At 60.8% G+C, this 13,623-nt stretch carries 9 protein-coding genes; all 9 read right to left on the reverse strand.

Features of this window, described 5'->3' with window-relative positions; genetic code table 11:
* Window positions 1–4: 4 nt before the first annotated feature.
* The gene (locus EN906_RS00205; RefSeq protein ID WP_164748773.1) at window positions 5–1,558 is read right to left on the reverse strand and encodes an AMP-binding protein; all 1,554 of its coding nucleotides are present in this window, start codon (window positions 1,556–1,558) and stop codon (window positions 5–7) included.
* Window positions 1,555–3,576, reverse strand: a complete 2,022-nt coding sequence (asnB, locus tag EN906_RS00210; protein ID WP_127267488.1) for an asparagine synthase (glutamine-hydrolyzing) — start codon at window positions 3,574–3,576, stop codon at window positions 1,555–1,557. Before asnB ends, EN906_RS00205 begins: the two co-directional genes overlap by 4 nt.
* 3 nt (window positions 3,577–3,579) lie before the next feature.
* Window positions 3,580–4,563, reverse strand: a complete 984-nt coding sequence (nadE, locus tag EN906_RS00215; protein ID WP_256754971.1) for an NAD(+) synthase — start codon at window positions 4,561–4,563, stop codon at window positions 3,580–3,582.
* On the reverse strand, window positions 4,560–7,253 hold the full coding sequence (locus tag EN906_RS00220; RefSeq protein ID WP_306663764.1) for an AMP-binding protein: 2,694 nt from the start codon (window positions 7,251–7,253) through the stop codon (window positions 4,560–4,562). Before EN906_RS00220 ends, nadE begins: the two co-directional genes overlap by 4 nt.
* A 1,323-nt stretch (window positions 7,254–8,576) precedes the next feature.
* The gene (locus tag EN906_RS00235; protein ID WP_013533129.1) at window positions 8,577–9,170 is read right to left on the reverse strand and encodes a DJ-1/PfpI family protein; all 594 of its coding nucleotides are present in this window, start codon (window positions 9,168–9,170) and stop codon (window positions 8,577–8,579) included.
* Between the two features lie 72 nt (window positions 9,171–9,242).
* A complete protein-coding gene (locus tag EN906_RS00240; protein ID WP_127267871.1) occupies window positions 9,243–10,193 on the reverse strand; it encodes a substrate-binding domain-containing protein in 951 nt (316 codons plus the stop codon).
* A gap of 54 nt (window positions 10,194–10,247) precedes the next feature.
* On the reverse strand, window positions 10,248–11,237 hold the full coding sequence (locus EN906_RS00245; RefSeq protein WP_236383218.1) for an ABC transporter permease: 990 nt from the start codon (window positions 11,235–11,237) through the stop codon (window positions 10,248–10,250).
* Entirely contained in the window at window positions 11,234–12,826 is a 1,593-nt protein-coding gene (locus tag EN906_RS00250; RefSeq protein WP_127267873.1) for a sugar ABC transporter ATP-binding protein, read from the reverse strand. The genes EN906_RS00245 and EN906_RS00250 overlap by 4 nt, the downstream gene beginning before the upstream one ends.
* A gap of 11 nt (window positions 12,827–12,837) precedes the next feature.
* Complete coding sequence (locus EN906_RS00255; protein WP_127267874.1) at window positions 12,838–13,539, reverse strand: GntR family transcriptional regulator; 702 nt, start codon at window positions 13,537–13,539, stop codon at window positions 12,838–12,840.
* Between the last annotated feature and the right edge of the window lie 84 nt (window positions 13,540–13,623).

The raw sequence follows: 13,623 nt of genomic DNA on the forward strand, positions 1-13,623 counted from the left end.
CGCTTTATGAAAGCGCTATTTTCTTGAGCTTGCCCGTGTCCGTCATCGGTAGACTGGACACAATCTGGATGGACTTCGGAATCATGAAGTTTTCCAGCCGCTTCTGACATTCCATCCGCAGCTGCTTTTCGCCCATGATCGTTCCTTGCTCCATGACGACAAACGCTTTCACTGCTTGCCCTAGCAGGTCGTCGGGAACTCCAACGACCGCGGCTTCCCGTACTCCCGGGATTTCCATCAGCACGTTTTCGACTTCCCTGGGCGCTACCTTTTCTCCCCGCGATTTTATGATCTCATCGCTGCGGCCGACAAAATAGAGGTACCCTTCCTCGTCCATTCGGCAGTAGTCGCCGGTGTACAGAACCTGCTCGCCGGGCAAAGGGCCAGGCTTGAGCTTCCTCGCGGTAGCCTCCGGCTTACCCCAGTAGCCCTTCATGACCGTTGCCCCGCGAATGACCAGCTGGCCGACGACATTGGGACCGACCCTTCGGTCATCCTCATCGACAATCCACATTTCGGTGTTCGGGATGGCGATCCCCACGCTCAACGGTTTTCGCGCAAGATCTTCCGGCGGAAGATAAGTGCAGCGTTTGCATTCGGTCAGGCCGTACATCGAATAGATGCGAGCATCGGCAAACAGTTCCTGGAGCAGGCGAATGTGCTTGAGCGGCAGTGCCGCGGCAGTGTTCGTGACATACCTTATGCTTGCAAAATCATCTGCCTTCAGCGTCTTGAGATCCGACAGCGCGGCAAAGATGGTTGGCACGCCGGGAAAGCCTGTAACTCTCTCCCTTTCGATGATCGCAAGTATCTGTGCGGGGAAGGCAAACGAGCGCTCGAGGACCAAGCGCGCCCCGGTACGGAATGCCATTATCATCTGATAGAGGCCGTAGTCGAAGGCCAGGGGCAAGACATTGAGGATCACATCGTCTTCGCCAAGTTCGAGGTACGAGGCAATCGACGTGCAGGCTGCCATCATGTTCCTGTGCGTCAGCATCACGCCTTTGGGTTCGCCGGTCGAGCCCGACGTGTAGATGATGGCTGCGAGATCGATATCGATGCGGCGGCGGGCCGGCGCTTTGCCGTGGCCGGCAGCCGCCTCATCCCAGCGCACGGCATGCGGCAATCCCCGGAGCTCGGCGACGTCCACCGAACCGGAGACGATGAGCCGCCGCAGCGACGGACAGTTACGCGCCGGTTCAGTAAAGATCGGCTGCAAATGTTTGTCGGTGATCAATGCCGCCGGCAGGCAATCGTTGAGCAAATACCCCAGCTTGTCGCTCTTGGTGAGCGGATTGACGACGCACACGACGGCGCTCGCCTTGAGAACCGCCCAGAAGCTGACCACGGTCTCGACGGTGTTGTCGGCGAAGATCATGACGCGGTCACCGGGGGCGACCCCGGACGTGACGAGATGATGGGCGACCGCGTTGGAACGTGTCTCAAGCTCATCATAGGCGAGCCGGTGCCCGCCGCACACCAGCGCCACCTTGTCGCCGAGCCGGCCGGCCGAATGGCTGAGGTAGTCGTGCAGCAGAGGGACGGCGCCATGCATCATACCAGCACCTCTTCCCTGTGCAGGCGATCGACATCTATCCTGAGGTCGACCGCACGCCCGCTTGATGGACGGCTTGCGACAAACTGCTGATGGAGGAGCTGCGTCGACAGCACGCCGACCAACGCCATATTGTCCGAGTTGGACAGATCGCCATCGCCGGTCTTGGCAGCGCATTTGCCCAGCAGGCGCGCGACCGAGTTCGGATCAAAGACATTCGCCGCGCGCAGGGCAGTCTCAGAGAGTGCTTCGCGGACATAGGCGGGTGCGCTATCGCCCATGAAGCAAAGTGCGTTGGGCGCCCGGTAGGGCTGCTTCTTGCGGGCCACGACTTCCGCGGGGACGATCGATTTCGCCACACGCTTCAGCACGTGTTTCTCATCCAGAATGCGCAGCTTGTAGTCGGCCGGTAGCGAATTCGCCAAGGTCACGAGCCTGTCGTCCAGGAACGGGAAGCGCCCCTCGACGGAGTGGGCCATCAGCATCCTGTCACCCTGAGAGGAGAGCAGGTAGCCCGACATCAGCGTCCTGATCTCAAGATACTGGTCCTGCGCGAGAGGACCCCATCGTGGAAACTCTTCGGGCAGACGGCAGAGCAGGTCCGCCACTGCGTCGTGGCGCGCCGCTTCGGCATGCATGTCGGCCGAGAACAGCCGTTTGATGGCGCTGGTGGTGCGCCAGCGGGTGTCATGCGCGAAGCCGGGCGCGCCAAATGCATGGATACCGTGTCCGAAGAACTGGCGCGCCATCGCCTGCTGCTTGACCGGCGAGCGGCTCAGATAGGGGTAGAGGCGTTCCAGCAGTCGCGCGCGTCGGGCGGATGCGGGCTGCCGCCCCCAGAAGCGGCGGACCTTGCCTTCACGGAACAGGTCGTAGCCGGCGAACATCTCGTCGGCCCCCTCGCCGGTCAGCACGACCTTGATGCCATGTTCGCGCACCAGCCTCGAGAGAAGGAACAACGGCGCCGGCGCGGTCCTGAGAATCGGACGCTCGGCATGACGGATCACATCCGGGAAGATGTCGGCGATGTCACCGCGCGAAACCATCACCTCGTGGTGCTCGCCGCCGCTCGCACCGGCAACCAGCCGCTGGTAACGGGTTTCATCATATTCGGCGTCAGCAAAACGCAACGAGAAAGTCTGGAGCGGCGCGCCGGCGAAGCGCCTCCCGAGCATGGCGACAAGTGAGCTGTCGAGCCCGCCGGAAAGGTAGCAGCCGACCGGCACGTCCGCCTTGACCATTCTAAGCGCCGTCGCGGCCTGCAAGGCGCCGCGCACTTCGTCCACCGCATCCTCCAGCGAGCCCCTGAAGGTGCCATGGGCCAGGTCCTCGCTCTCGGGATAGCAAGGTTTCCAGAAAGCGTGCTCACGAACGCTGCCATTGTCATAGATGCGGACATGGCCGGGGGTAAGTTCCTGTATCCCCTGAAATACGCCTTGCGGCGGTACGACCGTCCACAGCGTGAAAGTCTGGTCGACCCCCGCCGGATCGAAGGCCCGCGGTATCGCCGGGTCGGCTGCGAAGATGGCCTTAACTTCGCTGGCGAAATGCAGGCGGCCAGCGTGTTCGCACAAATGCAGCGGGCAGATGCCGAACCGATCGCGCGACAGGACGAGGCGGCCTATCAGCGAGTCCCAAATGGCGAGTGCCCATTGCCCGTTCAGCCGCTCGAACGCGCCCACACCCCAGGCGCGGTAGGCATGCACGACGACCTCCGTATCGCTGCGGGTGCGGAAACGATGTCCCAGGGCTATGAGTTGGTCACGCAGCTCGACGTAATTGAAGATCTCGCCGTTGAAGACGATCCAGGTGGTATTGCCTGTGTCGGCGAGAGGCTGCTGTCCGGTCGAGAGATCGATGACCGACAGGCGGGTATGCGCCAGCCCCGCTCGCCTGTCGCGGTAAAGGCCGCTTTCGTCCGGACCTCGATGGGAGAGCGCGGCTGCCATTCGTAGAAGCGCGGCTCGTGAAGGAGGCTCCGCAGCCGCGTTCAGCGCCACAATTCCGGCGATGCCGCACATGGGTCAATCCCTGTCCATCGCAGCGGGCAGCTGCGGCCGTGCGTGAAGATAGCGGGCGGCGCGGCGTTTGCTGACGATATCCTTATAGACCTTCTCGACCTGCTCGGCGGTGAGGCCAGCGGCGGCGGCAACCACGCCGGCCGAAATTCCGTGATTCATGCCATAGAGGCACAAATCCATCAACTGATAGGGCAAAGCGAAGTAGAACTCCTCCTGGGTTTGCGCCATGGAAAACGTGTCCGTGGTCGGCGGCCTTGTTCGGACCTCATTGTCAATACCGAGATACTCCGCCAGCTGGTAAACCTGGGTCTTGTAGAGATGGACGATAGGCATCACATCGGCGATGCCGTCGCCCTGTTTGACGAAGAAGCCCTGGTCATATTCGAGCCGGTTTGGCGTGCCTGCCACTGCATAGTTGAGGCGGTCCGCATGATAATACTCGGTCATCTTGCGAACCCGCTGCTTGTAGTTGGTGGCAGCGACGATCTGCAGGTAAGCCGCCGGCGACAGACGCACGGTGTCGATCTTTCCGTGCGGATCCTCGACCGTAAGGCGCGTGATATTGAGGCCGCTGCTCTCCAGCACCGATGCCATGACCAGCTTGCATTTCCAGCCTTCGCCATATCCAGGGACGGCAGTTCGGATGGCCTCGATCTGTCGGGCGTATGCGCCGATGCCTTCAAGCGCCGGCTCGATATCTTCAAGGATTGTGTCGATGCCAAGCTGCCCGGCGACACTGCGGCCAAGCCTCAACGAGTCGCCTGACGAATGGCGCTCCGGCATGAACAGGCCGAGCACCTTGTCCTTCCCGAACGCCCGTGCGCACAGCGTTGCGACGACCGAACTGTCGATGCCTCCGGAGAGCCCGACGACCACTCCGCGACGCCGTTGTGTGCCGAGAACCTGCTCGCGCAAAGTCTCGACGATGCGATCGATCTCCAGCCGGGCATCGAGCGCCAACACATCGCTGCTGAATTCCCCGATCAGGTCGATGACACTGCCTCCTGTTGGCGTGACTCGACTGAAGAGTAGGTCTCGGTCACAGCGTTTTCGATGAGCGGGCGATTGATGGTCAGATGGGGCTCCACGACCATGTCGATGTGAGTGCCGGCGATCGGAATGACGTCCAGATGGACGAATGCCCGGTCCCACCCGAGTGCAAGCGGCATTCCGGGCCGCGCGCAACGGAACAAGGTGCCGGTGATCGGCAGTATCGGCCTGGGTTCTGCCAGCCATCGGAAGAAGGCGCGCGCCCGCAGAACCTCCTGCAGTTCCAGTTTGGTTCTGAAGCTCGTCGGGTTGAACTGACCCTCGGCATAGCGGTCGAGGAAGCTGGCAAGCCGGGATTCGCAGTGCATTTTGACCGCGACCTTGGCAAGCGCGCGGCACGCCACCCGACTAGCCGATATACGATTGGTTCGGATCCGGTGAAATGTCCGGGTAATGGTCTCCCAACGCTTGCTGCGCTCGCCAACCAGACTGGTATCCAGAATGCCCGTGAACGCTACCGCTCGCCCTTGATCAAGCAGACGCGCGGCAACCTCAAAAGCGACCGCTCCTCCGAGCGAGTGGCCAAGCAGGCGAACACAGCCGGTAGGCTGCACGCGGTTGATATGATCGATTGCAGCTTCGACCATTGCGGCGACAGTGTTCTGACCTTGCAGGATCATGCCCAGGGCCGGATATCTGATGGGAGACACCCTGGCGACCTTGCTTATTGCCGATGCGAACGAAGCAAGGCTCGGACCATAGCCGACCGAACCGGGGAAAAGGAAAAGCAGTGGAGGCTCGTGTTTCCAGGCAGGCGCGTGCTCGCCGCCTCCTTGAGCGGAAATGACCGCTGCAACCATCTCATCGAAGCTCATTCCAACCGTGAAGGCTTCCAATCCGAGCTCCTGCCCGATCGCGCTTTCGATTTCCATCACGCAATGCAGCAGCTTCAGCGAATCTCCCCCCGCTTCATCCCAGCAGCCCAGGGCGACCCGCGTCTTGAGGACCTTGGTCCAGGCACGCCGTACGATCTGATGAGCCGGAACTTCATTTCCCGCATGGGGGATTTGCGGTGGGGGCGTTGTTTCCCGAACCGAAAGGTCGATTGCAGCCAGCATTGCCATATCGATCTTTCCGCTGGCCAGTCGCGGTATCTCGGCGCTTGCATGGAGCCGCAGCGGGCAAAGCGCCGGCGGCAATTTTGTCCTGGCAAGTTGGCGCAGCTCGTCGCAAAAACTGGCTCCCGCCCCGCCGTGCGGGACGGCGAACGCAACCAGTTCATTCGCCGGGGTGACGATAACCACGGCATCCTTCACCGACGGCGCGCCACGCAGAACCCGTTCGAGTTCGGCCGGCTCAACGCGCCGCCCATTGACCTTTATCTGGCGCCCTTTGCGACCGATGATCCGCAACAGGCCATCACTCCCAATTTGCACAAGATCGCCCGTCGCAAAGATACGAAGCGTCTGGTCGTCGGGATCTATTTCAAACGGAACGACTGCCCCATTTTCCCAATATCCGAGTGCGACATACGGGCTTCTGATCAACAGTTCTCCGATCTTGCCGGGCTGAACCGGGTAACCCTCTTCATCGACCACTGCGAAGCTGATACCCGGAAGCAGCCAACCGACGGGAGCTGAGGAATCGAATTCCGGCCAATCGTGCGGCAAGAACCACTGCGATCCAGTCGTTTCCGTCGATGAATAGCCGATCTGCACCAGGCAAGTTGGCGGGACAGCCTTGCGCACCAGGCGGATGTCGGTCGAGGACACCTTCTCGCCTCCAATTCGGGCAACCCTGAGTGAACCAAAGGCGTCCGCGGGCTCATCCGCCAGGAGAGCGCGAAGCAATGCCGGCACCAGATAGGTGATCGTCACGCCTTCCGATTGCATGCGGCCGCGAACCGCGCGTAGGCCGACGGCTTCGACCTCCACAAGCTGCAACGTAGCACCCGTAAGAAGAGCGGCAAGTATTTCCCGACAACCGGCGATGGTTGCCGGGCCGGTCATGGGCAAGAAAACATCCTGCGCATTGATGTGGCACGCGTCGACATATTGCTGCACCCGGCACAGCAAGCTCCGCTGGCTGTTGACAATTCCCTTGGGGCGGCCCGTGCTGCCGGAGGTATAAAGCACGATTGCCGGTGCATCGACAGAAACGGTACGGTGTCCAGCTGGACGAAGCGTTGCCTGCAACGATTGCGCTATCTCGATCCGGGCAACGTGCTGGGGCAGATCAAGGCCGTGGAGGCCTTTGTCGCCAATTATGGCGGAGAGCCTCGCGTCGGCGACGATTTCGTTGATGCGCGAGTCCGGATCTCGCACGTTAAGCGGCACCGACGGTCGACCGGATGCCATGCTGGCCAGCATCGCAACGGTGTACCAGACCGAGTTGGCCTGAAGTATTCCAACCGCATTTCCGTCGGGGACGACGGCTTCAATCCGGCTGGCCAAGGCCTCGACCGCCCGAAAAAGCTCGGAATAGGTCAGTCGGTTGGTGCCGTCGCTGGCGGCTAATTTTTCGGAATAACGCCCGGCGATTTCCCTCAGGTGATCAAAGACCGGAATATCGACGAAGCCAGTTCCCATCCGTTGATGCAGACGTAGAACGGGCCCGCCCTCGTCAAGAGCATGATCGGGAACTTTTGACCATCGACAAGAGACCACCGCTTGGTAGTCAGTCTGCACCGTTTGAATCGCCCTCGAAGATTCTAAATGCGCCAGAGACATAAGGGCCCCACGCTAGGATTGTTGCCGCTTATCGCCCCGCGGCATGATCTTTTCATCAATCATTCGGATGATGCGCGAGGCGGTCTTGATCGCTTAAATCGTTCGAAGTTGAGCATGCCAGCCTGCGCTCGCTCGGCTGTGCTACCTTACCGAAGTGTCGGGCTGTGCGCTGCGGTCCGCTTCGCCAGTGCCTGAAACGAAGCAGTATGCGAATACTTCCCCTCCAAGCTCATCCGTGACACGAACCCAGTTGTTTTCCCATGTCCTCAGGGTAACCTGGCGTCCTGTTGATATAGTCGCCGCCGTGAACGGGCTGGACGCATTGACATTACTCGCCGCAACCACGTCGTCCCCTTCCATTTGCTCTACCAGGTATGTTTGCATCACTGCTCCTGACTGCAGGGCATGGCCGGTTCAATTGCGTGTAGCTGGAGGCATGACCTTCCAACCGCAGGGAACGGATTTCGTTCCATGCAATAGGCAACCCTGCCGCCGGCAGTCAGCGTTCAGTCGCCCCGCCGCCCTGGCAGGACCATGGCCTAGCCGCTGAATGACTTGGTCAGGACTGAGCTATACTTTGGCGGAGGTGGACCCTCGCGCTGCGCCGCATACTTCTGGAACAGTGCAATCTTGTCGGGATAAGTAATCCGGATTTCGCTGTGACACCCCTCGCAGCGATATTTGGATGCAACCTGAAACCAGCGCCCGGGTTTCAGCAAAGCCAATCCGCAACGCGGGCATTTGAACGTCATTTCAAGAGGGCATAGATTCTGACACAGCGGCATTTTCGCAACTTCCATAAGAGATATCTAATGTTAGGCAACGGCAGCCGGCCGGAATCGTTCCTAGACGCCGTTCTTTTCGTCAGGCCGATGACCAACCCGGACGCCGGGAGACCATTTGCCCGCGATGCCAGCTTGACTGACGCAGGCCTGAACTCAGGCGCATCCCGCTTTCATGGTGACGTCGCGCCTGAGCGCCGATCGAACGGTCGTCAGAAGGTTTTGTGGGAACTTGTCACCGGACCTCGGCACCGAGCGTGATCGCTTGGGGCGACGACGGGCCGCACGGTCGACGACACGACCTCTAATCCGGACGCCGAAACAGCGCCGCGCGCCAGCACAAGAAGGACGAAAGCAGCGCAACCAGGCGGCACTCCTTGAGCATCTCGCCTATACCGGTGCGCTCGACAGCCGCGATCCCGACCGAATTGATATGGATATGGAGGCGCTATTGAAGAGAACCGACGCATCCCTTGGGGAATGCGTCGGTTCCAGAAGCTTACGCGTGGCGGATTTCCGTTCCCAGCACCTTCAAACATTCGCGGATGAACGCAGCAAGCGCCGTCCAGCCTTTGGCAGAAACCATTGTCCCGTCCACATAGGCCTCGGTCGGCGACAGGTCGATATAGGTGCCACCCGCCAGTGTCACTTCAGGCTCGCAGGCGCCGAGTGCTGCGACCTTCTTGCCACGCACCACGCCGTCGACAGCGATCAGGATCTGCACACCGTGGCAGATGGTGAAGATCGGCTTCTTGGCCTCGTGGAAATGGCGCACGATCGCCTGCACGCGCTTGTCGGTGCGGATGTATTCCGGGCCGCGGCCGCCCGCGCAGTAGACGGCATGATATTGATCGAGCTGCCTCTCAGCTTCCGAGAAAGTCTTGTTGATCAGCGCATAGTGGCCGAGCTTTTCGGTGTAGGTCTGGTCGCCCTCGAAGTCGTGCAGCGAGGTCTTGATCAGATCTCCGGCGTTCTTGTCCGGGCATACCACGTGGATGGTGTGGCCGACGGCTTCCATGGCTTGCTGATAGACAAAGATTTCGTATTCTTCGGTGAACTCACCGGTCAGCATCAGTATCTTTTTGCCTGGCATGGCTCTTCCTCTCAGTGTTTGAGCTAGGCAAGGCGCAGACCGCGCCCTGCCTTTCGGTGAAATCGGATAGGGTTAGAATGGCGAGTCAGGGAAATAGTATTCCTTGGCGTTGGCTTGGGTGATCAACGGCGCGTCGAGCTTGACGGTGCCACGGACGGGTGCCTGGCCGATCAGGTTGGCGACGGTCATGTAGATCGCGGTCTTGATCATCGACGGCGGATATGGCGTCTCGACCGGCGTCATGGCGTCGCCGTCGATCACCTTCTTGACGATGTCCTTCATGCCGTTGCCACCGAGCGCCAGCTTGATATCGGTCCGGCCCGATTGCTTGACCGCCTCGAGCACGCCAAGCAGCATGTCGTCGTCATTGGCCCAGACCGCATCGATATGCGGGTACTTGGCCAAATAGTCCTGCATCAGCTTGAAGGCCTCGTCGCTGTTCCAATGCGCGTACTGGATGTCGAGGACTTTCAGGTTCGTACCCTTGATCGTGTCCTGGAAGCCCTTGATGCGCTCGTCGTCGATGACGGTCGGAATGCCGCGCAGCACAACGACGTCGCCCTTGCCGCCGAGCTTGTCGATCATGAACTTGGCTGTGTTGGTGCCAACCGCGATATTGTCGCCGGCGAGGTAAAGATCCTGGACGGAGGCGTCAGTCAGACCGCGATCGACGACGGTGATGAACGTGCCCATGTCCTTGATAGCCTTGACCGGCTGAGTCAGCTCTTCCGAGCTGTAAGGCAGGATCACCAAAGCGTCCAGCTTGCGGCTGGCCGACAGGTCCTCAAGCGCGCTGACCTGCTCCGCCGCGGACGGCGACGTCTTCACGACCACTTCGACGTTCGGGAACGCGGCATTGATTTCCTTGGCCGCCGCTTGTGCGTGATAGACGATGCCCGCCGTCCAACCGTGGTCGGCTGCCGGTATCGACACCGCGATGACCTTCGTGTCTTGCGCCATGGCCTGGCCGGCCAGCAGCAGCGCGCCAAGTGTCGCCGCCGCAATCCATTTTCTACTGAACATTGTCTTCTCCCTTGGACCTACAAGAACGTTGATCCGCGTGGTCCGGACGCGGCGCTATTTCGAATTCGAAAACCGCTGGATGAGCATGGCGATGATGATGATGACGCCCTGAACAGCGGCGACGAGGTATTCGGAGACGAAGTCCGACAGCACCATGAGGTTGGCGATGAGCTCCAGGATGACGGCGCCGGCGACTGTTCCCCACACATGGCCCTTGCCGCCGCGCAGCGCGGTGCCGCCGATTACCACTGCGGTGATGACCTGCAGTTCCCAAAGCTGTCCGGTCGTCGGCGTTGCGGCGCCCAGGCGCGGCACGTAGCAGATCGCGGCAATGGCCACGCAGACACCCTGGACGATATAGGCGACGGTCCGTGTCCTGATCACCGAGATGCCGGAATAACGGGCGACATCCTCATTGGCGCCGACCGCCGCGCATTTGCGGCCGTATTTCATCTTGTACAGGATGAAGGATGCGACCGCGGCGACGGCGATGGATATGAGGATTGGAACCGGGATGCCGGCAACCGTGCCGAAATAGACAGGCCGGTAGGCCTCGCGCAGCGATCGGTCGATTGGTATCGTGCCGCCGTCGGTCAGATAGGTTATCAGCGCCCGGAAAATCCCCATCGTGCCCAGCGTTGCGATAAACGGTTCGATCCTGCCGACCGTGACGATGAGGCCGTTGGCAAGCCCGCACAGCAGGCCGACCAGGATCGCCACCGCCATGCCGGCGGGAATAGCCCAGATACCGGCATGCGGCGCCACCGTGTTCATGAACATGATGGTGATGCCGGTGATGAAGGCGGCCATCGAGCCGACGGAAAGATCGAGCCCGCCGGACGAGATCACAAATGTCGCGCCGACCGCGATAATGGCGATGAAGGCGCTGCGAGTGATGACGTTGGCGAGATTGGTGGCGGACAGGAAATCGGGGTTGATGAGGTAACCCACGACCAGGAGGGCCGCCAGCGCAAGGAAGGGTCCGACGTCGGTCCAACTGACATTGAGATCCAGGGCGCGACGCCCGGGTGCGGATTCGGTCATGACAGCCATTCTGTGCCTCCCTTGGCTTTTGGCCCTGGCTTGGGGCCACTGGTCGCCAGTACCGCCACGTTGCTTTCGGTCATTTCGGCGCCGCTGACCTCGCCGGTGATGCGGCCTTCGCGCATCACCAGGATGCGGTCGCAGATGCCGATCAATTCCTGCATCTCCGAAGAGATGACGATGCAGGCCTTGCCCTTCGCCACAAGCTCCTGGATGAAGGCATAGATCTGCGCCTTGTTGGCGATGTCGATGCCACGCGTGGGCTCGTCGATAATGACCACCGAAGGATCGGTCAGCAGCACCTTCGCCAGCAGCAGCTTCTGCTGATTGCCCCCGGAAAGCTGGCCCGCTTTGGCGCCGAGGCTCTTCAGCCTGATGTCATATGCCTCCACGGCCTGTTCCAGGGCCTCCGCTTCGCGGCGCCGACCCATCGAGAGGCCGGGATGGAACACACCGAGCGCCGACAGCGTCAGGTTAGGCGCCAAGCGCTCCTGCAGCAGCAGTCCCTTGCCCTTGCGATCCTCGGTCAGGTAACCGACGCCGGCGTCGATCGCCGCGCGCGGCGATTGGAAATGGATCGACTTGCCCTCAAGTTCGACCTTGGCGGCCGCCGGGCGCAGGCCGATAATGCCCTCGAAGAGTTCGGTTCGGCCAGCGCCGACCATGCCGGCGAACCCGAGGATCTCGCCTTTGTGGACCGTGAACGACACGTCCTCCGCATAGCCGGGAACGGAGGCGTTCCTCACGCTCAGCATCGGTACATCCGAAGGCGCTGCGGTCCTTTCAGGATAGAGTGCGGCCAGTTCGCGACCGACCATCAGCCGCGCCATATCCATCTGGCTCAGCGTCTTGCCGGGATAGATGCCGACCATCTTGCCGTCGCGCAGAACGGTCACCTTGTCGGCCACCCGTTGCACCTCGTCCAACCGGTGGCTGATATACAGCACGGCGATGCCGTGAGCCTTCAGTCGCAGGACGATCTCCAGCAGGCGCTCGACCTCGCCACCGGTCAGAACGGCGGTCGGCTCGTCGAAGATAACCAATTTATAGTCGTCAAGCAGAGCGCGAGCGATCTGCACCATCTGCCGGTCTGCCAGCGAGACGTCGCGCACCAGTGCCCTTGGCGAGACCGCGCAGCCGATCTGCTCCAGTTTCTCGGCCGCCAGCCGGCGCATGGTGCGGTCATCCACGACAAGGCCACGCGAAAGCTCTCGCCCGAGAAACAGATTGTCGGTGACCGTGAGCCCCTCGGCGAGCAGGATCTCCTGGTGAACCAAAGCGATACCGGCATCCTGTGCCTGGCTGGGCTTGGCAAATTTCACCGCATGTCCGTTCATCGACAATGTGCCGTGGCTTGGCTCGACATAGCCGGACAGCAGCCGCATCAACGTCGACTTGCCGGCACCGTTCTCGCCAATGATGGCGTGGATCTCACCGGGCAGGACGTCTAGGGTGATGTCCGACAACACCGTCACCGGGCCGTATTGCTTGGACAATTGCTGGGCGCGCAGCACCGGTTCGAGCGAACCATGCGCATTGCTGGACAACGTGCTCCCGCCCTCCCCGGCGATATTCGCGGCAATGGACATCCGTTCCGACCTCAATCGAATGCCGGGAGCAGGCGATCGCGCGAGTGCTCTATATGGATGCGCATCGCCTTTGCGGCGGCATCGGGATCGGCAGAGCCGAACGCGGCAAGAATCGCCTCGTGTTCGTCAAGTGCCTCTTCGGTCACACGTGCATGAAACATCAGGCGGAAGATGTGGAAGTGCGTGTGCTGGTGGCTCAACGTCTCGCGGATGAGTTCGTTTTGAGAAAACTCCAAGATCTTGTCGTGGAAGATCGCATCCTGCCTGGCGAAGTTCGAATAGCGTACGCGATCATCCTTGCCTTCGCGGCGTGACATCACGCCGGCGGCTTCGAGCAACACATTGAACTTGGCCTCGTCCATCATTGCGGCGGCCTTCGCGGCGCCGTGCGGTTCGAGCAGCAGACGCATTTCGTACAATTCGTCGAAACGGCGCCGGGTGATCTGGGGTGCGGCACGATAACCGATCAAATGCGTCTTGAGCACGAGGCCTTCGCCTTCGAGCCGGCCAAGGGCTTCGCGGATCGGCGTGTGCGAGACGTTGAATTCCTTGACCAGGCTATCGACTGTAATGCGTGAGCCTGGCGGGATTTTCAGCGCCATCAACTGCGCGAAGATGGCTTCATAGACATCTTCGACGAGACTGTTGGCGCGCTGGATGCGACCAGCTCCAATGGTGGCGTCGCTTGGGTCGGGTAAGTTTGCGGTCTGCATATTTTGCCTCTTGACAGTGAGGACTGCTAACACGATGGTTCCGTCGATGCAATCCTATATCCTATACGATTTTAAAGCGGATAT

The sequence above is a fragment of the Mesorhizobium sp. M7A.F.Ca.CA.004.06.1.1 genome (assembly GCF_003999135.1).
Classification (GTDB): Bacteria; Pseudomonadota; Alphaproteobacteria; order Rhizobiales; family Rhizobiaceae; genus Mesorhizobium.